The organism is Herbidospora cretacea, from assembly GCF_001570605.1.
GTDB classification, from domain to species: domain Bacteria; phylum Actinomycetota; class Actinomycetes; order Streptosporangiales; family Streptosporangiaceae; genus Herbidospora; species Herbidospora cretacea.
In genome coordinates this window covers 94,850-114,628 of sequence record NZ_BBXG01000019.1, presented here as the reverse complement: position 1 = coordinate 114,628, position 19,779 = coordinate 94,850, and the positions used below count along the sequence as shown (strand labels likewise).

Annotated in this window: 15 protein-coding genes, 6 tRNA genes and 1 other RNA gene; 9 read left to right on the top strand and 13 right to left on the bottom strand. The window is 67.5% G+C overall.

Features of this window, described 5'->3' with window-relative positions:
- Nucleotides 1-76: 76 nt before the first annotated feature.
- The 8 genes from AW270_RS39145 (at nt 77) to AW270_RS29670 (ending at nt 2,042) form a co-directional block, all read left to right on the top strand.
- Nucleotides 77-148 (top strand) — tRNA-Gln (locus AW270_RS39145).
- Nucleotides 149-153: 5 nt separating this feature from the next.
- Nucleotides 154-229 (top strand) — tRNA-Leu (locus AW270_RS29700).
- 1 nt (nt 230) lies between these two features.
- Nucleotides 231-304, top strand: a tRNA-Leu gene (locus AW270_RS29695).
- A 56-nt stretch (nt 305-360) separates the two neighbouring features.
- Nucleotides 361-435: transfer RNA gene (locus tag AW270_RS29690), tRNA-Glu, on the top strand.
- A 10-nt stretch (nt 436-445) separates the two neighbouring features.
- Nucleotides 446-518 (top strand) — tRNA-Glu (locus tag AW270_RS29685).
- Between the two features lie 3 nt (nt 519-521).
- Nucleotides 522-596: transfer RNA gene (locus tag AW270_RS29680), tRNA-Arg, on the top strand.
- A gap of 139 nt (nt 597-735) precedes the next feature.
- On the top strand, nt 736-1,467 hold the full coding sequence (locus AW270_RS29675; protein ID WP_061299417.1) for a dienelactone hydrolase family protein: 732 nt from the start codon (nt 736-738) through the stop codon (nt 1,465-1,467).
- 74 nt (nt 1,468-1,541) lie between these two features.
- Nucleotides 1,542-2,042 carry a hypothetical protein gene (locus AW270_RS29670; RefSeq protein ID WP_157522810.1) on the top strand — a complete coding sequence of 167 codons (501 nt, stop codon included), beginning with the start codon at nt 1,542-1,544 and terminating at the stop codon, nt 2,040-2,042.
- Here the strand turns inward: AW270_RS29670 and AW270_RS29665 are convergent.
- The 10 genes from AW270_RS29665 to prfB all read right to left on the bottom strand — a co-directional run bounded on the left by AW270_RS29665 (nt 2,039) and on the right by prfB (nt 12,732).
- Entirely contained in the window at nt 2,039-3,100 is a 1,062-nt protein-coding gene (locus AW270_RS29665) for a hypothetical protein (protein ID WP_157522807.1), read from the bottom strand. The genes AW270_RS29670 and AW270_RS29665 overlap by 4 nt on opposite strands.
- A gap of 281 nt (nt 3,101-3,381) precedes the next feature.
- A complete protein-coding gene (locus AW270_RS29660) occupies nt 3,382-3,942 on the bottom strand; it encodes a DUF6461 domain-containing protein (RefSeq protein WP_245674918.1) in 561 nt (186 codons plus the stop codon).
- 230 nt (nt 3,943-4,172) lie between these two features.
- On the bottom strand, nt 4,173-5,240 hold the full coding sequence (locus AW270_RS29655; RefSeq protein WP_061299413.1) for a ParA family protein: 1,068 nt from the start codon (nt 5,238-5,240) through the stop codon (nt 4,173-4,175).
- Nucleotides 5,237-6,415, bottom strand: coding sequence for an ATP-binding protein (locus AW270_RS29650; RefSeq protein ID WP_082801931.1), 1,179 nt, complete (start codon nt 6,413-6,415; stop codon nt 5,237-5,239). The genes AW270_RS29655 and AW270_RS29650 overlap by 4 nt, the downstream gene beginning before the upstream one ends.
- Nucleotides 6,416-6,806: 391 nt before the next feature.
- Nucleotides 6,807-7,196: a transfer-messenger RNA gene (ssrA, locus tag AW270_RS29645) on the bottom strand.
- An 87-nt stretch (nt 7,197-7,283) separates the two neighbouring features.
- Entirely contained in the window at nt 7,284-9,161 is a 1,878-nt protein-coding gene (locus AW270_RS29640; RefSeq protein WP_061299412.1) for a penicillin-binding transpeptidase domain-containing protein, read from the bottom strand.
- 3 nt (nt 9,162-9,164) lie between these two features.
- Nucleotides 9,165-9,647, bottom strand: a complete 483-nt coding sequence (gene smpB, locus AW270_RS29635) for an SsrA-binding protein SmpB (protein WP_061299411.1) — start codon at nt 9,645-9,647, stop codon at nt 9,165-9,167.
- A 24-nt stretch (nt 9,648-9,671) separates the two neighbouring features.
- Complete coding sequence (ftsX, locus tag AW270_RS29630; protein ID WP_061299410.1) at nt 9,672-10,571, bottom strand: permease-like cell division protein FtsX; 900 nt, start codon at nt 10,569-10,571, stop codon at nt 9,672-9,674.
- A gap of 9 nt (nt 10,572-10,580) precedes the next feature.
- A complete protein-coding gene (gene ftsE, locus AW270_RS29625; RefSeq protein ID WP_061299409.1) occupies nt 10,581-11,270 on the bottom strand; it encodes a cell division ATP-binding protein FtsE in 690 nt (229 codons plus the stop codon).
- 346 nt (nt 11,271-11,616) lie between these two features.
- The gene (prfB, locus tag AW270_RS29615; RefSeq protein WP_061299407.1) at nt 11,617-12,732 is read right to left on the bottom strand and encodes a peptide chain release factor 2; all 1,116 of its coding nucleotides are present in this window, start codon (nt 12,730-12,732) and stop codon (nt 11,617-11,619) included.
- Nucleotides 12,733-12,803: 71 nt separating this feature from the next.
- Between prfB and AW270_RS29610 the strand changes: the two genes are divergently transcribed.
- Nucleotides 12,804-13,823, top strand: a complete 1,020-nt coding sequence (locus AW270_RS29610) for a DUF8094 domain-containing protein (protein ID WP_061299406.1) — start codon at nt 12,804-12,806, stop codon at nt 13,821-13,823.
- A 51-nt stretch (nt 13,824-13,874) separates the two neighbouring features.
- On the opposite strand, the gene AW270_RS29605 is transcribed toward AW270_RS29610, so the two are convergent.
- The 3 genes from AW270_RS29605 to AW270_RS29595 form a co-directional block, all read right to left on the bottom strand.
- On the bottom strand, nt 13,875-18,725 hold the full coding sequence (locus AW270_RS29605) for an NAD-glutamate dehydrogenase (protein WP_061299405.1): 4,851 nt from the start codon (nt 18,723-18,725) through the stop codon (nt 13,875-13,877).
- A gap of 264 nt (nt 18,726-18,989) precedes the next feature.
- Entirely contained in the window at nt 18,990-19,172 is a 183-nt protein-coding gene (locus tag AW270_RS41935) for a zf-HC2 domain-containing protein (protein ID WP_061299404.1), read from the bottom strand.
- A complete protein-coding gene (locus tag AW270_RS29595) occupies nt 19,172-19,741 on the bottom strand; it encodes a sigma-70 family RNA polymerase sigma factor (RefSeq protein ID WP_061299403.1) in 570 nt (189 codons plus the stop codon). The genes AW270_RS41935 and AW270_RS29595 overlap by 1 nt, the downstream gene beginning before the upstream one ends.
- Nucleotides 19,742-19,779: the final 38 nt, after the last annotated feature.

Sequence of the window (19,779 nt, the reverse complement as noted above, 5' to 3'; positions counted from 1 at the left end):
CACGAAGCCGCCAGGGAAGACCCCGGCGGCTTTTTCGTTTCCGCTGCCCAGAATTCAATAGCGGGATTCATTCCATTGCCAGATCGTCTAACGGCAGGACGCCCGGCTTTGAACCGGGAAAATGCACATTCGAATCGTGCTCTGGCAGCGCACACGTCCGTAGCCCAATGGCAGAGGCACCGGCCCGAGGAGCCGGAGTTTGTGGGTTCGACTCCCACCGGACGTACCAGGCCGCTCTAGCCCAACGGCAGGAGGCACCGTGCTCAGGACACGGGCAGTCGGGGTTCGAATCCCCGGGGCGGCACGCAGGACACCGCAGGACACCCGCAGGACAAGAAGCGCCCGCAAGGGCGCGTGCAGGGCCCGTTGGTCTAGCTGGTTCAGGACACCTGACTCTCACTCAGGAGGTCACCGGTTCGAATCCGGTACGGGTCACGACAGGCAAGCCCCGTTGGTCTAGTGGTCAGGACGCTCGGCTTTCACCCGAGAGATCGCCGGTTCGAATCCGGTACGGGGTACGCGGCCGCATAGCTCAGTGGACAGAGCGCCGGTCTACGGAACCGGGTCACGCGCAGGTTCGAGTCCTGCTGCGGCCACCGCAGTGATACCTTCTACAGCGCCGTGCGCAATTGCGACCGAAGGAGGTGAGACCGATCAACACGACGACAGATCGGGCCTCCCTCCCCCGCATGGCCCAGGGAGTGCCCGCAGGCACTCCGAAAGGCCCGCACCACCATGCGCTTCACCTCTGACACGACGTCCAACGGCATCCGCGAACAGCTCTTCACCGCCGGCGGCGTCCCCGCCGCCCTGTGGACCCCGGCGGAGGCCACCGGCCCCCGCCCGCTCATCCTGATGGGCCACGGCGGCGGCCGGCACAAGAAGGCCTCGGACATCGTCACCCGAGCCCACCGCCTCGTCACCGAACTCGGCTACGCGGTCACGTCCCCCGACGTCCCCGGCCACGGCGACCGCCCGGCCGACGAGACCTACAACCGCATCGCCATCGAGAACCAGGCGAAAGCGGAGGCCGGCGAGGACCTCGCCCCCTTGATCGCCGCCTTCCAGGCGCTGGTGGCCCGCCAGACCGTCCCGGAATGGCAGGGGGTTCTGGACGTCGTCCAAGATCTTCCCCACGTGGGCGCGGGACCGGTGGGCTACTGGGGCGTGTCGCTGGGCTGCGGTTTGGGCGTCCCGTTCGTCGCGGCCGAGCCGAGGATCAGGGCCGCGGTCATGGGCCTGGGCGGCTCGCCGATCCTGGAGGAAGCCGCGAGTCGGATCACCGTCCCCGTCGAGTTCCTCCTCCAGTGGCACGACGAACGCGTCCCCCGGGCCCACGGCCTGGCCCTGTTCGACGCGTTCGCCTCAACGGAGAAGACCCTGCACGCCAACCCCGGCAAGCACGGCGAGATCCCCGCGTTCGAACTGGACAACACCGTGCATTTCTTCGCCCGCCACCTCGCCTGAGAAACGTGGGCCGCGTAACGCTGCGCACGCAGGACCGATTCGCTTTGGAACGCTCTAACCACCAGGGGGATCGAATGTCACAGCAGCCATGGGATCCGCAACCGGTCCGGCGTCTCTCGTCCCCGCGCTTCCTCGTGACCGCCGGGGTGCTCGCGGTCGCGGTCTTCGGGGCGGGCTACTTCACCGGACGTGAGGTGGTGAAGGCGGAACTGCGCGACAGCATCGCCGAGGCGTTCGGCGGGCTCGGCGCCCTCGGCCAGCCGACCGAGGGGCCGACCGCGGCCGTTCCCGAGATCGACCCCGCTGTCGCCGGCATGCTGGGCGAGGTCACCCCCTGCCCCGACTCGATCGGCTCACTTATCGTGTGCCAGCAGTTCACCAACACGACCGACGACAAGGTGAACGTCGAGGTCGAGTTCGTCGTCCAGACCGACAAGGGCAATTTCACCGCGAACGACACCGAATACGAGGTGCGTCCAGGCGTGAAGGTGACCCTGAACGCCTACGTCCACGACGAGGCCGCCACAGGAGCGAAGCTGACCAGCGTCAAACAGGTCGTCGCCCGCTTCGCCTAACGACGGTAGGCCCAGATCAGCCCGTGGCGGCTGGGAGAAGCCGAACCGACCGCCCAGCCGTACCCGCCGCTCTCCAGCTGCACGGCGAGATCACGCACGGTCCCCTTCTGCTTCGGCGGAGCCGGAAAGACACCCGTCTCGACACTGTCGACGACGATGTGCACAAACGCACTGCCGCCGCCCTTGGCGTTGACGACGATCCAGGCCCCACCCCGACCGTCGGGCTCCGCCTGAGCGCGCGGCTGGATGCCCAGCTCGCTCCGGACCTCGTACTCGAAGCCCCCGAGATAGCCGGACAGCAGCAGCGTCTCCCCGCAGAAGGACGCCCGACCACACGGCCAGGCGGCCCACCCGACGGCCATCACCCGCCCGGTCTCCCCGTCCACCGCGACATCGGTCAACTCAGAGACCTGACCGGGATGCGCGGACGGCACCGCCGGAAGCGCGACCGAATGCCAGGCCGTCCCGGTCCAGCGGGCCAGCGCCGCCTTCCCCCGCGCCGACCCCGCCGCCCACCTGCCGTCGAGCCCCTTGACCACGATCGGCGTGGCGACCTTCCGCCAGGCCGACCCGACGAGCCGCCGCAACGTGGACTGCGCCTTCCACTTCGCGCCCTTGGCAGCGGAGAACGTGTTCGCGTTCTCAACGACCCACAGGTTCTCACCGATGGAGTAGGCCCGATCGACCCGCCCATAGGGCCACGACTTGGCCTGCCACCGCTTGCCGTCCCACCGCCCATACCGCGACGCCCCGAAGGCCCAGACCCGCGTGTCCGACGCCGACGCCAGCCGCTTCACCCGGAAACCGGGCCCGGCGACCCGCTTGAACGTGGACCGGTCGCCCTTGAGCAGCAACGACTCCGTCCCCTTCGCCCCGCGCCGGGTCCCCGCGACCCAGACCGCCCCACCCGGCGTGACCGTCAGCGCGTCGTAGGAGTCGCGGCGATCGTCACGGGCGACACTCCACTGGTTGACCGGCGCCACGGCGTGAGCCGCGGCCGGGACCGCGGCGACGATGAAGGCGACGGCTGCGGCGGTGGCACGGAACAATAAGCCCATAAAGGTAAGACGCGCCTTACAAAGGAAAAGTTGGCATCCTGCGGCCAGCCGCATCACTGGTTCAGGACAACCGCCGCGCCCAGCAACCGAGCCCACGCCACAGCGCCCCGCCGACCAGTTGCGGGTCCGGGCCGTTGTGAGCCGATCTCATGATGGACCGGCGCAGGTGTGCGTGCCGAGCGGTTTGTCAGGCCGGCCGCCAGTCGCCTCTGCCGGGGGCAGGCGTATGAGCCATCCCCGGCCGCCTGGCAAGAGCCCGCCACCCAAGTGCAAAATGAGCGCTACCCCTCGGCGTGGACGGTGCCCCACATGAAGGTCAGGCTTTTCAGGAGTTCCTCGGTCGGCCTGATTCCGGTCAGGTGTTCGATCAGGAGGAACGCCGGTCCCCTGTACAGGCGGGGAATCGACGGGTAGAGCTTATTGATCTCCTCCACGACGTCGGTGAGTTCGTCCGGAAAATCCATGACAAAGGCATCGTCGCCTCCGTAGAGGTACCTGACCTCACCGTCCTCGCACCAGAAGAACTTGTCCGTGTCCTTGATGCCGAGAGCCGCGTGGGAGACGAGGCGAGTTCCTCCGGAGAGCCGGGTGATCAGTTTCTGGTCGGTGCTGAGCCAGTCGGGGTCATAGATGATCGTCCAGTCGCCTATGGCGGCGACTCCAAGGGGGTCCCCCGACTGTGGCCAGTCATCGGGATCGTCAGGCAGTGGGGCCGGTTCGAAGTCCGCGTAGTCGCCGCCGAGGAGGGCGACCGCCTGTTCGGGTGCCGTGCGAACGTAGATGAAGCTGTAGCACTCCTCGCCGTATTCACCGCAGAGCCAGGAGACGTCAATGGGCTGCATGATCACGTCGTCATGGTGGCAGCCACCACCGACAGAAATGCGCTGAAGAACCGCCATAAGCCAGCACACCCGATCGGATCGGTCGTCACATGCGGCTCATCTGATAGTTCACCAAGGTCAGAGCGGCGACGAGACCCACTCGAACCCATCCCTCCAGACACTAGAGGAACGACTCGCAGAGACGCCGACCCACCGCGAACGGCCAGCCTCGCGCCACGCCGTCGAGAGCTTCACGGGCAGACCCTTGGGTCGTCTTCGCCTTGCGCCCGGACCTCGGTGAGTCGCTCAATCACGGTCTCGGCGAGCTCACGGAACTCGGCGCGGCATTTTTGCACGTAGGTCTGCGTGCTGCCGATAGCCCCGTCTGCCGCTTTGAGATCGAACATCGGCTTGCGGGCGTCGTGGGCCAAGGGCATCAGGCTCTGGTAATTCCTTAGGGTCGCGATCTCGTACGACCGATGATCGGATAGTCGTTCGTCGAGCACCGATTCAGCGAAGACGGAAGGGATGCGCTCCAGCCAACGCCGATAGGCCTTGACCGGCCGGTCCAGGCGCATGGTTGGCTGCATGATCACATAGCCGAGGGGTCGCATCTCTCCCGAAGGAGAGGCAATCGTCTTCGGCACTCTGGGTGACACGGTCTGCTGCCATGTCGACCGCCAGGCTCGCAACGTCGGACCTAGGTTACGCAAACCACGAAGGGAAAACAGGTCCGCAGCAAGAGGCATCAGCACGCTGTCCGCTGCGAGGAGGGCGGCCCGGTTGATCGCGCCCAGGTTCGGCCCGACGTCGATGAGCACGATGTCGGCACTGACTTTGCGGGCGGCGTCGTCGACGATCCGATAGAAGGCTGTAGTCGTCCGAATGGCGGCGTGATCACCCGTAAAACAGTTCGGCCAAGCGGCCGAGAGCTTGTCTTCGAACGCGCTCAGTTCAAGGTCTCCGGGTACGAGCCAGAGGCCGTCGGTGATGCGTGTCGGCGCGTAGAACGCAACGTCACCGAGCCCTTCCATGATCGGTTGAACTGAGGCAGCGACCGTCCCGGAGTCTGGGGTTACCCGAGGGAAGATCGCGTCTAGAAGGGTGAGCTGCCTCGATCCCCATGCTTCGATCTCCGGTTCTCCCCAGATCGTCGCGAGCTCCCGCTCGTCGAGAAACGCCGAAGTCAGGTTGGCCTGTGGATCCAAATCGACGGCGAGCACCCGATGCCCAAGGCGCTGGAGCATGTGGGCCAGATGATATGTGAGCGTCGTCTTACCGACGCCTCCCTTGTTGTTGAAGAGTGCTACCGAGATCATTCTGCTCTCCTCAAGGTCACCGACCACGACGATTCGTCGACGAGGAAATCGGCGGGCGGATTGCCATTGGCGTCCAGCGACGCCTGGATTCGGCCGATCCCTCGCCCGAAACGGTTAACGTACCCCAGTGATTTCATCGCTGCGGCAAGCGACGGGTTCCGATAGTCGCTGACCCGGTCGAAGTTGTCAGCGCGGACCTGCCCGTATGGCCCGCCCGGGTTGGTGATCTCGATCCGGTCGGCGAACCAGAGGATACGGATAGGCCCGTAGGAAGTCTCGTAGTTGCGGTGCATAACGGCGTTCATGCAAACCTCACGCAAGGCGGCGAGCGGGTAATCGGGCCGCTGCACCTCGCGGAACCCCTCGTCGTCCACTACCTGGGTATGCAGGTGGCCGCGGAACAATGCGTCAAGACGGCTGCCCAGGTCGACGACGTTGGATCGCAGTTCCTGGTCGTCGGCGATTGCGGCGTCGAGACCCACGCCGTCGTATCGCACGAACTGCAGGTAGGCGCCGGGGATGAAACCACTGGGGTCGAACCCGAGAACGAGTAGCCCCAGCACGGTCGGCGTCGCCGTCAGGTCAGCCATGCGCAAGCTCGCGAGCTGGTGTTCCTGCGGACGCCCGTTCTCTTCGATGACGTCAGGAGAGACCACGGACGGAAGGTAGGTGGATCGGAACAGCGCCAGATCCAGATCGTTGAGCGTGCTGCCCGGCACACTCCGTCCGTCGAACGGCCCGTCGAGCGATCGACGGCGCTCGGCCAGCACCCGCTCATCCTCCCGGGTGGCCTTGCGTGTCGTCGGCCCCGGCCGCACCCAGACGACGCCGTCATATCGCACGGGCGGAGTCGTCGAAGCATTCACGTGGATTCGGATGACTGGCCTGTTCTTATACGTGACCACCTCCACCGTCATTGACGGCCGATCCAGGATCTGCCCGCTGTCGCGATATTCGGTCAGTCTGAGCAACTCTCGGTCAGTGGTGTCCAGGATGAGAACCGGCTCGCCGTGATCATCTACTCCGATGAGCAGATCCCCGCCACCACGCCCGCACAGATCGTTGGCGAGCGCGCAGATCGCCTGGCCGATCTTGTCGCGGTTGGACGCGGACAGCTTGAACTCCAGAACGGTGCTCTCTTTGTCGCCAAGCTCGTCAGCGAGGTCAACAGTCATGCCAGCCATTGTGCCGCCCGGCTCCACCAACACGGACTGACATGCCGTCCGATTGAAGAGCCTCATCCTGTACGAATCGACGCCAGCCCGAGCTCTGAAAGACGATGGGAACCTGTGAATTATCTGGACTTCATCCCCGAGCGAAGCGAGGATGCCGCCCGAGCGAAGCGAGGCCTTGCCAGGGAGCGCGAGGGAGCGGAGCCCCCTCGCAAGGAGCGAAGCGATCCGGAGCGCCAGCGACGACAGGACGCGACAGCGGCCAGGGGGAGCGCGAGGGGGCGACAGCCCTCTCGTATCGGGGGGTTCGGGGGGTCGTCCCCCCGTATGCACGAACGCGAAATGGCCCGTGACAGCCGCCCCGAAGGGGCGGCAACCACGAGCCATCCATTTCGCGTGGAGGTGGCGGGAATCGAACCCGCGTCCTTCAGCACCGAGCCAGGGCTTCTCCGGGTGCAGCCTGTTTAGCGTTTTCTCAGCCCCGGCGCTCTCACAGGCGAGTCGCCGACGGGCTCATCCGCTGTTTGGTTTCCCATCCTCCCCCGCGGCCGGCGAAGATGGTGGAGCCTCCTAGCGATGCCAGATCCCGAGCCGGAGGCGGTCTCGGGCTGACACGGTTTAACTCGTCTGCTTAGGCAGCGAGAGCCAGGGAACCCTGGCTAACCGAAGTGGCCTTGGTATTGGCACTTATTTGTTTGCGGTCACAGTGTTAACGAGGTTATGTCCGCCGTCCTCGACCCGCTTCCCCTGCCTTGTAATGCCAAAGTCGAAACCGGTCACCCCCATGTGAACTTGTCAAACCCGGTCGCGCCAGCTCCCGGACACCGCAACTTTACCTGTACAACCGCCCTACCGCGAACACGTATTCCCCCTAGGGCGCCAGCGCGCCGAAGAACGACCCCGCCACGGCGGGCGCGGCTCCGGGGACGGAGGTCTCGACCATGACGGCGACGGCGATGTCGCCCTGCCAGCCGACGAACCAGGAGAGCTGCTTGCGCTGCTTCTTCTCGACGTAGCCGACGTGGGAGGCGACGCCGTAGACCTCGGACCCGGCGACGGCCGCGGCCTTGGCGGAGCCGCTGGTCACCCCGGCTCTCATGAGGGTGCGGAGCGTCGAGACCCGGCCCGGGTCGAGGTTGATCGGCTTGGGGGCGACGGTGGGGGTGACGATCTCGGTGTTGGTGTCGGGCAGCGCGGGGCTGGTGACGAGGACGGGCGGGCGCCAGGTGCCCGACTGCACAGCGCCGGCGACCAGAGCCATGGCGAGCGGGCTGACCTGGACGGACGTGCCGGCGATGACCTTGGCCCTGGTGGCGTCGGTCGCGGGGGCGGGGACGTGGCCGCTGTGGCCGGGGAGCGGGAGGGTCCAGTCGGCGCCGATGCCGAACTGCTGGGCGCTGAGGAGCAGGTCGTCGCTCTCGACCTTGCGGGCCATGGAGGCCAGCGCGGTGACGCAGCCGTGGGCGAAGTCGGCCTCGAAGGTGGGGGCGGCGGCGGTGACGCCGACCTGCTGGAACCGGGCCCCGCCGACGGTGCGGTCGGCGGTGCAGGGGACCTTCTCCTGGGTGTCGAGGTCGGCCTTGAGCAGGGCGTCGGTGGTGACGATGGAGAACGCGGTGCCGGGCGGGAACTTGCCGGCCAGCGCGTCTTTCTGCTGGTGGAGGCCCTTGGTGGCGATGGCGCGGATCTCGCCGGTGGACGCCTGGACGGCGACGAGCGCGGCCGGCTGGGTGCCGGCGACGGCCAGGTCGGCGGCGTGCTGCATGGCCGTGTCGAGTGTGGTCTTGACCGGGATGTTCTCCCGGCCGGGCCACGACTTGAGCTCCTTCACCTGCTCCCACGACTTGGTGTCGAGGATGACGACGCGGGTCTCGGTGGAGCCGGTGAGCTGGTCTTGGTAGGCCTTCTGGAGGCCGTCGCGGCCGACGGTGTCACCGGCCCGCTGGGGGCCGCCGAGCTGCTGCTCGCTCTCGGGGGTGACGGCGTTGACGCGGCCGACGATCTGCGCGGGCGACTTGGGGGCGACCGGCGGGTGTTCCTCTTGGATGGTCAGGCCGGGGATCGCCCTCAGCTTGGCGGCCAGCTCGCGGTACTTGTTCGGGCCGAAGGTGGCCAGCGGGACCGCGTCGGTCGGCGGGGCCGACAGGATGCGGCTGAGGAGCCGGTCCTGCGCGAAGCCGGTGATCTTCGAGAGTTCCTCGCAGACCTTGGCCGGGTCGGTGAGCTCCTTCGGGACCACCTGGGCGACGAACTGGGTGTCGTCCTCCTGGAGGGTGTCGCCGTTGCGGTCGATGATCGGCTGACGGCCCTCAGGGTTGATCTTGACGGCGAGCCGCTGGCCCTCGTGCAGGTCGGGGTGGATGACCTCGGGGGAGAAGTGGACCTTCCACCGGCCGTCGACCAGACGCAGGGGGAGCATGCTGTCGTACGTCCACAGCGGGTTGTTCTCGCCGAGGTTGACCTCGGCGGAGAAGTTGGCCTTGGCGTTGTCGCCGTCCAGGCTGATGGTGCCGAGCGCGAACCGGATCGAGGCGGCGTCGAGGTGGAGCCCGACGTCGCCGAGCGCCTTGACCACGGTGGCCGGGTCGGCGTCGGACCGGCGGGCCGCCATCTCGTAGTCGCCGCTCTGCCACCCCACGAGGAAGTCACGGACCGCCTCGTGGGGGGACGGCTCCTCGAAGCAGGCGGTCAGCCCGGGTGCGACGAGGGCGAGGGCGAGGGCCAGACGCAGGGGACGACGGGGGGACACGGCCTAGCTGCCCCCCTTGCGCCTGATGGCGCCCGACATGGCCCGTCGCATATCCCGGTTGTCCTGCTTCTCACGGAGGGTCTGGCGTTTGTCGTAGTCCTTCTTACCGCGGGCGATGCCGACCTCGATCTTGGCCCGGCCGTCTTTGAAGTAGAGGGCCAGGGGGATCAGGGTCAGACCCTTCTCCCTCAGCGTCGCGTAGATCTTGGCGATCTCCTTGCGGTGCAGGAGCATCTTCCGCTTCCGCTTGGCGGAGTGGTTGGTCCAGGTGCCCTGGGTGTATTCGGGGATGTGCACGTTGTAGAGCCACGCCTCGTCGTTCTCGACTGCGGCGAAGCCGTCGGTCAGGTTGGCGCGGCCCTCACGAAGGGACTTCACCTCGGTGCCGGTCAGGACCAGACCGGCCTCGTAGGTGTCTTCGATGAAGTATTCGTGGCGGGCACGCTTGTTCTGGGCGATGACCTTGCGCCCGGTCTCACGAGGCATGGGCAAGAGCCTACCGGCGGCTCGTCACACCCGCAGATAGCGGCGGAGCGTGATGAAGGACGCGAGGATACAGATGATCACACCGATGGCCATCGTGCCGGAGATGATCCCGGCGACGGTGTTCCAGCCGAGGGCCTCGGGCAGGAACGTCTGGATGCCGTCGAAGATCAGGATCTTGCACGTGATGAGCATGACGGCCGCGAGCACGCCGCCGATCAGGCCCGCGATGACGCCTTCGAGCACGAACGGCAGCTGGATGTAGACGTTGGAGGCGCCCACGAGCCGCATGATGCCGGTTTCCCGGCGGCGGTTGTAGGCCGACAGCCGGACCGTGTTGCCGATCAGCAGCGTGGCGGCGAACACCATCGCGAAGGCGACCGACAGGGCCATCCACTGGAGCTTGTCCATGAAGCCGAAGTAGCTGTCGAGGAGCTGGCGCTCGTTGATGATGTTGGAGACGCCGGCCTGGCCGGACAGCTCCTCGGTCACCGCCGCCGCCTGCGCCGGGTCGGACAGCTTCACCCGGAACGACTCGGGCATGTCCTCCACCTTGAGGAACGAGGCGAAGACGTTGTTGGAGTCGTTGTTCATGAAGTTCTCGAGAGCCTTGGCCGAGTCTTCGAAGGTCACGCCCTCGACCTGCGGCATGCCCTTGATGACGTCCTCAAGAGCGACCTTCTGCTCCTCGGAGATCCCCTTCTTGTCGGTGCACGCCTCGAAGGGGGAGTTCTCCTTGCACAGGTAGACCGAGAGCTCGACCTTGTCGCTCCAGAAACTGGTCATGCTCGAGACCTGTGAGTTGATCATCAGCCCGATGCCGAGCAGCGCCATGCCGACGGCAACGGTCACGATGACCGCGATGGTCATCGTGAGGTTGCGACGGAGGCCGATCCAGACCTCGGAGAAGATGAAATTCGCCCGCATGCTTCCTTCTTAGTAAGCCTGGCCGTAGACACCCCGCGACTGGTCGCGGACGATCTTGCCATCCTCCAGCTCCACCACACGCTTGCGCATGGAGTCCACGATGGCGGCGTCGTGCGTCGCCATGAGGACGGTGGTGCCGGTCCTGTTGATGCGGTCGAGCACCTTCATGATGCCGATGCTCGTCGCGGGGTCGATGTTTCCCGTGGGCTCGTCGGCCAGCAGGATCATCGGTCGGTTGACGAAGGCCCGCGCCATGGCCACTCGCTGCTGCTCGCCGCCCGACAGCTCGTCGGGCATGCGGTGGGCCTTGCCCTCGAGGCCGACCAGCTCGATGACCTCGGGGACGACCTTGCGGATGAAACGGCGCGGCTTGCCGATGACCTCGAGTGCGAAGGCCACGTTCTCATAGACGTTCTTGTTGGGCAGCAGCCGGAAGTCCTGGAAGACGCATCCGATGCGGCGCCGGAGGTGGGGCACCTTGAAGTTGGAGAGCTTGGCGAGGTCCTTGCCGGCGACGTGGATGGCGCCGGAGTTGGGCCTCTCCTCTTTGAGAACCAGGCGGAGGAACGTCGACTTTCCCGAGCCCGACGGTCCTACGAGAAACACGAACTCGCCCTTGTCGACGTCGACCGAGATGTGGTCGAGCGCAGGGCGGTTCTGGTTCACATAGACCTTGGTGACATTATCGAAATGGATCACGGGCGCATCACGGCATGCCAGTCTAGGGGGCGGGGGACATCCATACCGGGGGGCGCCGGTCTCTTTGCTCCAGATCGACGTTCCGGTTGGCCAGAGCTCAGTCTAGGGGTAACACTGGCATGGAACGTCCATAACGGAAACAAAACGATTAGGGCATAGGTAAAGGGCCGATGAGCTGCGAACACTTGATCTGCGCCGCGTGTGCCCATCCGGTGGTGGAAGGCCGCTGCCCCTCCTGCCGGGGCGCCAGGGAACGGCTGCACTTCCACGGATTCATGGGAATGCCGCCACTTCTGGTGGCCCTTGTGATAGTGCTCGCCCTCGCGCTGACGGCCCTGAAGGTGGTCTACTCCTGACCTGACTCCTGGCGGCGCATCCAGCGGATCTCGCCCTCGATGAAGCCGTCGAGGTCGCCGTCGAGGACCGCCGTCGGGTTGCCGGCCTCGACGCCCGTGCGCAGATCCTTGACGATCTGGTAGGGGTGCAGCACGTAGTTGCGGATCTGGGTGCCCCATGAGCTGGTGGTCTCGCCGCGGAGCTCGCTCATCGCGGCGGCCTCCTCCTGGCGCTTGCGCTCCAGGAGCTTGGCCTGGAGGACGGCCATCGCCGAGGCCCGGTTCTGGAGCTGGGAACGCTCGTTCTGGCACGACACCACGATGCCGGTCGGCAAGTGGGTGATGCGGACCGCCGAGTCGGTGGTGTTGACGCCCTGGCCGCCGGGGCCCGAGGAGCGGTAGACGTCGACCCGCAGGTCGTCTTCCACGATGTCGATGTGGTCGGTCTGCTCGACCACGGGCACGATGTCGACGCCCGCGAACGAGGTCTGGCGGCGGCCCTGGTTGTCGAACGGGCTGATGCGGACCAGGCGGTGGGTGCCGTGTTCGCCGCGGAGGGTGCCGTAGGCGTAGGGGGCCTTGACGGTGAAGGTGGCGCTCTTGATGCCGGCCTCTTCGGCGTAGGAGGTGTCGTAGACCTCGGTGCCGTAGCCCTTGCGCTCGGCCCAGCGCAGGTACATGCGCAGGAGCATCTCGGCCCAGTCGGCCGCGTCGACGCCGCCGGCCTGGGAGTTGATCGTCACCAGGGCCTCGCGGGCGTCGTATTCGCCCGACAGGAGGGTGCGGACCTCCAGGGCGCCGATGTCGGAGCGCAGGGCGGCCAGTTCCTTGTCGGCCTCGGCCAGCGTGTCGTCGTCGGCCTCCTCGGCCGCCAGTTCGTAGAGGACCTTGAGGTCTTCCATCCGCGCGGTCAGCGCCTCGACCCTGTTCACCTCGCTCTGGAGGTGGGAGAGCTTGCTCGTGACCTTCTGGGCGGCCTCGGGGTCGTTCCACAGATCGGGGGCCGCGGCCTGTTCGCCCAGCTCGTCGATCTGCTTGCGCAGGCTGTCGAGGTCGAGCACGTCCTGAATGCTGTTCAGGGTGCCGGTAAGCTCGTTGATCTCTTCTGCTGGATCGATGGCTGCCACGTTTCTAAAGGGTACGCGAACACCGGACCGACTCAGGTACGGTCCCTTTTGCACAAGGGAGGGGGGTTCACATGCGCCGCGCGCTGACCCTTTCCCTGTCTTTCTCCGGCGTGTTGCTGCTGCTCGGGGCCTGCACGAGCCAGGCCCCGGCGCCCAGGCCGAGCCCGGTCGCGGCCACCACGAAGCCCTCCCCCACCCCGTCGCCGCTCGCCCTCACGATCGACGAGGCCACGAAGGCGGCCGACGTCTTCCTGGCGGCCGACGACGTGATCAGGTCCATGGGCGACGGCCGGATGGCCCTCGAACGCGCCAGGGACGGCCAGGATCCGCTCGTGCTGGCCGAATATCGGTCATCCGAAAACAGGCCCATCCGATACTCCTGGGGACCGCGCACGGAGATCGTGCCGCGCCTGCCGAAGGGCGTCACGCCCTGGTTCGCGACGGTGGCCGAGCGGCGCCACGGCAAGGAGAAGCAGACGGCGATCATGACGTTCATGAAGGAGGGCGAGGCCTGGCAGCGCGGCTTCACCACCCTGCTGAACGGCGACGCCGTCCTGCCGGAGATCGAGAAGGACGCCGAGGGCTACGCCACCCCGCTCGACGCGCGCGACCAGTCGATCGCGATCAGCCCCAACCTGCTGGGCCCGCTCCACGCCACCGTCGCCGAGGAGGGGCCGGGCGGGTTCACCTCCGCGCTGATCAAGGAAGGCCCGCTGACCAAGGGCTTCTACGACGACATCGACACGCAGAAGGACGTCTACAAGCGGGCCGGCTACGACTACATCTCGATCTTCGCGGCGGCGGCGTCCTACCCGGTCCAGGCGGTCCGGACCGCCGACGGCGGCGGCCTGCTGTTCTACACGCTGACCCGCACCACCCAGTGGATACCGGTGCTCCCCAACGCCGTCGGCGGCAATCTCCCGCTCCCCGACGACGCCACCTGGGACCTCGCCAACCCCCAGATCGTCAAGGACCGGCGCATCCAGGAGACCCAGCAGTTCCTCGCTCTGGTCCCCCCGCGCACCTCCAAGGCCCCGGCCGAGATCATCGCCTACGACGGCCGCATCACCCAGGCCAGCGCCACCCAATAGAGCCCAGACCGGTGGCCACCCGAAGGTCGCCACCGGCGGAGTCGTGCTTCTCTAGCTGGAGTGCGGAAGTCCGCTGGTCGCGACCAGGGTCCTGATCGCGCGGAGGGCGACCGACAGCGTCGCCAGGTCGAAGACGTCGCTCTCCCAGATCTCCGACAACGTCTGCCGGGACCGGGTCACGGCCGCCTCGTTCCCCTCCGACCAGCGGGCCAGCCGCTCCTCCGGGGCCTCGCCCGGCTTGCTGTGGATCAGCACGTCGCGGGTGAGGCTGGCGTGCGCGGCGTACAGGTCGTCGCGCAGGGCCGAGCGGGCCATGGTGTTCCAGCGGCTGTCGCGCGGCAGCGATATCACGCGTTCGCGCAGGCGGGCGAGCTGGATGCGGTCGGCCAGGTCGAAGTAGACCTCGGCCACCTCGCCGACCGGCCGGTCGGTGGCGACCGCGATCTCGACCAGGTCGAAGGTCGAGTAGGCGGGCACCATCGCGGCGACCCGCTCGGCCAGCTCGTCGGGGACGCCGCGGCCGATGTACTGGTCGCGGCGCTCCTCGAAGGCGGCCAGGTCGGGGCCGGTCAGGAGCTTGGGCAGGTGGGGCAGCAGGGCGGCGGCGCCGTCGGCGAAGAAGCGGGCCGAGGCGGCCAGGTCGAGCGGCGGGCGCCGGTTGTTGAGCAGCCAGCGGGTGCCGCGCTCGGACAGCTTGCGGCCTTCGAGCAGCATGGCGAGCTGGGTGTCGACGTCGATCCGGTTGTCGAGCGCCTCGACCTGGCGGCGGAAGGCGGGCAGGTCGAAGACCTGCCGGGTGACCAGGTAGGCCCGCGCGATGTCGGCCGCGGACGCGCCGAGCTCCTCCTGGAACCGGAAGACGAAGCTCGTGCCGCCGCTGTTGACCAGGTCGTTGACGACGCCGGTGGTGATGATCTCCCGCCGGAGCGGGTGGTTGTCCATGTAGGTCTGGTACGTCCCCCGCAGCGCCGAGGGGAAGTAGGAGACCAGCCATTCGCGCAGCGTCGGGTCGTCGGGCAGGTCGCTGGCCAGGATCTCCTGGTCGACCACGAGCTTGGTGTAGGCCAGCAGCACCGAGAACTCGGGCGCGGTCAGCCCGAGCCCGCTCTGGCGGCGTTCGGCCAGCACCTTGTCGGTGGGCAGGAACTCCAGGGCGCGGTTGAGCTGCCCCTGCCGCTCCAGCCGCCGCAGGTAGCGGGTGTGGATGTGGAGCATGTCGGCGGCCTGCTTGCGGGCGGCGGCGAGCACCACGTTCTGGGCGTGGTTGTCGCGCAGCACGAGCTCGCCGACCTCGCCGGTCATCTCGGCCAGCAGCCCGTTGCGCTGCTTCTCGGTCAGGTCGCCCTCGCGGACCGCCTCGTCGAGGAGGATCTTGATGTTGACCTCGTGGTCGGAGGTGTCGACCCCGGCCGAGTTGTCGATGAAGTCGGTGTTGACCAGGCCGCCGCGCAGCGCGAACTCGATGCGGGCGAGCTGGGTGAAGCCGAGGTTGCCGCCCTCGCCGATGACCTTGCAGCGCAGGTCGGCGGCGTTGACCCGCAGCCCGTCGTTGGCCTTGTCGCCGACGTCGGCGTTGGACTCGGCGGTGGCCTTGGCGTAGGTGCCGATGCCGCCGTTCCACAGCAGGTCGACCGGCGCCTTGAGGATCGCGCTGATCAGGTCGTTGGGGGCCAGCGAGGTGACCCCGTCGACGATGCCGAGCGCGGCCCGCATCTGCGCGGAGACCGGGATGGATTTGGCGGTACGCGGCCACACCCCTCCCCCGGCGGAGATCAGGCCGCGGTCGTAGTCGTCCCACGAGCTGCGCGGCAGGGCGAACAGGCGCTCGCGTTCGGCGAAGCCGCTCGCGGCCTCCGGGTCGGGGTCGACGAAGACGTGGCGGTGGTCGAAGGCGGCCACCAGGCGGATGTGCGGCGAGAGCAGCATACCGTTGCCGAACACGTCGCCCGACATGTCGCCGACGCCGGCGACGGTGAAGTCGGTGGTCTGGGTGTCGAGCCCGAGCGTGCGGAAGTGGTATTTGACCGACTCCCACGCGCCCCGCGCGGTGATGCCCATGGCCTTGTGGTCGTAGCCGACCGAGCCGCCGGAGGCGAACGCGTCGCCCAGCCAGAAGCCGTAGTCCTTGGCCACGCCGTTGGCGATGTCGGAGAACGTCGCGGTGCCCTTGTCGGCGGCGACCACGAGGTAGGTGTCGTCGCCGTCGTGGCGCACCACGTCGGCGGGCGGCACGACCTGGCCGTGGACCAGGTTGTCGGTCAGGTCGAGCAGGCCGGAGATGAACTGCTTGTAGCAGGCGATGCCCTCGGCGAGGAACTCGTCGCGGCCTCCCTGCGGCGGGTGCTTGACGACGAAGCCGCCCTTGGACCCGGTCGGCACGATCACGGTGTTCTTCACCATCTGCGCCTTGACCAGGCCGAGGATCTCGGTCCGGAAGTCCTCCATGCGGTCGGACCAGCGCAGACCGCCTCGGGCCACCTTGCCGAAGCGCAGGTGCACGCCCTCGACGCGGCGGCCGTACACGAAGATCTCGAACTTGGGCCTCGGGAGGGGCAGCACGCTGATCGCCTGAGGGTCGAACTTCAGTGATGTGTACGGCTTGCGCCGGCCCTCGGCGTCACGCTGGAAGAAGTTGGTGCGCAGCGTCGCGCAGACGCATTCGAGGTAGGCCCGCAGGATGCGGTCCTCGTCGAGCGAGGCGACCTCGTCGAGCGCGGCCAGCACCTCTTCGGTGAGGGCCGCCGACAGGTCGAGCCGGGAGTGTTCGGGCAGGCGCGGGTCGAGCCGGGCCTCGAACAGGCGCACCAGCAGCCGGGCCAGGCGCAGGTTCCCGAGCAGGGTCTTCTCGATGTAGTCCTGGGAGAAGGTGGCCCCGGCCTGGCGCAGGTACTTGGCGTAGCCGCGCAGCACCTCGGCCTGTTCCCAGGTCATCCCGGCGGCCAGCACGAGCGCGTTGAAGCCGTCGGCCTCGACCTGGCCCTTCCACAGGGCGGCGAAGGCGTCCTGGAACAGGCGCTTGAAGTCCTCGGCCGCGAGCTCCCCCGAGATGGTGTAGCGCAGGCCGAAGTCGTAGATCCAGGCGTCCTTGGTGCGCGGGTCGTTGTCGCGGTCGATCTGGTAGGGCCGTTCGTCGACGACCTCGACGCCCATGCGGGCCAGCAGCGGCAGCACGTGGGACAGGGAGATCGCCACGCCGAGGCGGTAGAGCTTGAACCGCCACTCGCCCTCGACGGCGTCGAGCGGCTGGTAGAGGTTCATGCCGATGTCGTCGGCGTCGTCGTCGCTGAGCTGTTCGAGGCGCTTGAGGTCGGCGACGGCGGCGCGGGCCGGGAAGTCGGCCTTGTACCCCTCGGGGAAGGCGATGCTGTAGCGGCGGATCAGCGCGGGCGCGTCGTCGTCGTCGCAGAGCTCGCCGATGGCGGTCGCGAGGTCGTCCTCCCAGGTGCGGGTGGCGGCGGTGACCTTGGCTTCGAGGGACTCGACGTCGACGCCCTCAGTGGTCAGCGGCAGCCCGCGCTCGCCCCGAATGACGACGTGGAGCCGGGCCAGCGCCGACTCGCCGATCATCGCGCTGTAGTCGAGGGTGCGCCCGCCGAGCGCCCGCATCAGCAGGTCCTGGATCTGGAGGCGGACCTTGGTGGTGTAGCGGTCGCGCGGCAGGTAGATGAGGCAGGAGATGTAGCGGCCGTAGTCGTCGCGGCGCAGGAACAGCTTGACCTGCTTGCGCTCGCGCAGCCGCAGCACGCCGAGGGCGATCGGCAGCAGCTCGTCGGCGGAGATCTGGAACAGCTCGGCGCGCGGGTAGGTCTCCAGGATCTCGATGAGGTCCTTGCCGTCGTGGCTGTCGGGCGAGAGCCCGGCCTTGTCCAGCACGGCCGCGAGCTTGCGGCGCAGCAGCGGCACCCGGGAGATCGACTCGTTGTAGGCGACGTGGGTGAACAGGCCGAGGAAACGGCGCTCGCCGACCACCTCGCCCTCGGGCGAGAACAGCTTGACCCCGACGTAGTCGAGGTAGGCGGGGCGCGCGACGGTGGCCCGGCTGTTGGCCTTGGTGACGATCAGCACCTGCTTCTCGCGGGCCTTGGCGCGCAGCTCCGGCGGCATCGCGGCGAAGCTGCCCGAACCGGCCCGGTCGGGGCGCAGCACGCCGAGGCCGGTGCCGGGCTGGGAGGTCAGCGTGTCGTCCTCCTCCAGGCGGTATTCGCGGTAGCCGAGGAAGGTGAAGTGGCCGTCGGCCAGCCAGTGGAGCAGCTCCAGGCTGTCCTCCACCTCGGCCGGGTCGAGCGGCGGCGGGTTCACCGCGAGGTCGTCGGCGGTGGAGACGGCCAGGGCGCGCATCTTGGCCTGGTCTTCGACCGCGCCGCGCACGTCGTCGAGGACGCGCAGGAGGTCGGACTCCAGCAGCGCCCGCGCGGTCGGGTCGCTCTGGCGGTCGATCTCGATGTACATCCACGACTCGGCCAGGGTCAGGCCGGTGACGTCCATCTCGTCGGGGCCGAGCAGCCGGCCGGTCATGTCGCGGCGGACCCGCATCTGGGGGTGGACGATCAGGTGGGTGCCGAGCTCGTGGCGTTCGATCTCGTTGGTGACCGAGTCGACCAGGTAGGGCATGTCGTCGGTGACGATCTGGACCACCGAGGCGCCCGGGTCGCAGCCGTGCTCGTCGAGCGTCGGCGCCAGGACCCGGACCAGCGCCCGGCCCTGGGGGCGCAGGGCGGCGAGTTTCCGGTGGGCGAGGGCGGGCCCGCAGACGTTCACGGGGTCGCGGTCGGCGAGATCGTCGGGCGGGACGTTGCGGTAGAACTCCCGCAGGAAGCCGAGAGTGTCGGCGGTCTGGTCGCCACACGCGGCGGCGGCCGCGCGGAGCAGGTCGTCGAGTTCCCCGGCCGGGTCGAGCGGCATCGCGGTCCTCACTCCTTTGTGAGCTGTTGCGAGTTGTGTGAGGGCCCTCACGTCAGCCGCGAAGAGGAGGGCGGTCGTGTCAGCATCGCACAGCGCTTCCCGTGAAGCGGTGATAGATCCACGACACGGGGGACGCGACCTCGGGGCGGGACGTCCGCCGGTCTCCATTGACCGGACGACATGTGCCCATCGCTCCCGATAACAGCCGAAAACGCCGCAGCCGTCAACTCAAGGTCGACGGCTGCGGTAACGCGTTCACGCGGATTAGTTGGCACGCTCCGATGAGAACTTCACTTCATCGAGCAGGCCGGGGAGCTCGGCCATGGCCTTGAGCTCCTGGCGGCACCGCTCACACGCGTCGAGGTGGCGTTCGAAGGCCTCGACGTCGCCGTCGTCAAGCACCCCGAGGGCGTACGCCGCCACTTCGAAGTGTGACGACTCGGACATCAGCTGGCCACTCCCCTCTCCTTCAGGACCCCGCGGAGGGAACGCAGAGCGTAGTACAGCCTCGATTTCACAGTACCCGGAGGTATCCCCAGTATCTCTGCTGCCTCGTTAACCGTACGGTCCCGTAAGTATGTCTGTTCGATAACTTCTCGGTGATCGGCGCTTAGACCGCGTAAGGCATCGGCGACGACGATCGCCGCCAAGGTCTTGTCGGCGCCGTCGGGCACCGCGATGCTGTCCGCTTCGGGCGGTTCCACCTCCCGAGGACGGACACCGCGGCGGCGGCGGCCGTCGATCACGATGCGGCGAGAGACGGTGAGAAGCCATGCCCAGAGCAGACCTCTCTCCCATGTCAGTTTCGCCGCGTTACGCCAGGCACGAAGCAACGTCTCCTGAACGACGTCCTCCGCCCACTGAAGGTCGTTGCCGGTCGTCTGCCTGACCTGACGGAGCAACGGACCACCGAACTCGTTATAGAGCTCCCTGATGAGGCGATCATCCCAATCAGGGTCAACGTCGGGGTCCAGACGCTCGAACCGGCTGTCGAGTTGTCGGCGCACAGGCCACATATTTGCATCAGCCTTTGTGGCCTGTACACAACTCTGAC

Excerpts from the sequence above, each read along its gene's own strand:
- AW270_RS29675 (WP_061299417.1), top strand. The coding sequence starts at position 736 with ATGCGCTTCACCTCTGACACGACGTCCAACGGCATCCGCGAACAGCTC.
- AW270_RS29670 (WP_157522810.1), top strand. The coding sequence starts at position 1,542 with ATGTCACAGCAGCCATGGGATCCGCAACCGGTCCGGCGTCTCTCGTCC.
- AW270_RS29665 (WP_157522807.1), bottom strand. The coding sequence starts at position 3,100 with ATGGGCTTATTGTTCCGTGCCACCGCCGCAGCCGTCGCCTTCATCGTC.
- AW270_RS29660 (WP_245674918.1), bottom strand. The coding sequence starts at position 3,942 with ATGCAGCCCATTGACGTCTCCTGGCTCTGCGGTGAATACGGCGAGGAG.
- AW270_RS29655 (WP_061299413.1), bottom strand. The coding sequence starts at position 5,240 with ATGATCTCGGTAGCACTCTTCAACAACAAGGGAGGCGTCGGTAAGACG.
- AW270_RS29650 (WP_082801931.1), bottom strand. The coding sequence starts at position 6,415 with ATGACTGTTGACCTCGCTGACGAGCTTGGCGACAAAGAGAGCACCGTT.
- smpB (WP_061299411.1), bottom strand. The coding sequence starts at position 9,647 with ATGCCTCGTGAGACCGGGCGCAAGGTCATCGCCCAGAACAAGCGTGCC.
- ftsX (WP_061299410.1), bottom strand. The coding sequence starts at position 10,571 with ATGCGGGCGAATTTCATCTTCTCCGAGGTCTGGATCGGCCTCCGTCGC.
- AW270_RS29610 (WP_061299406.1), top strand. The coding sequence starts at position 12,804 with ATGCGCCGCGCGCTGACCCTTTCCCTGTCTTTCTCCGGCGTGTTGCTG.
- AW270_RS29605 (WP_061299405.1), bottom strand. The coding sequence starts at position 18,725 with ATGCCGCTCGACCCGGCCGGGGAACTCGACGACCTGCTCCGCGCGGCC.
- AW270_RS41935 (WP_061299404.1), bottom strand. The coding sequence starts at position 19,172 with ATGTCCGAGTCGTCACACTTCGAAGTGGCGGCGTACGCCCTCGGGGTG.
- AW270_RS29595 (WP_061299403.1), bottom strand. The coding sequence starts at position 19,741 with ATGTGGCCTGTGCGCCGACAACTCGACAGCCGGTTCGAGCGTCTGGAC.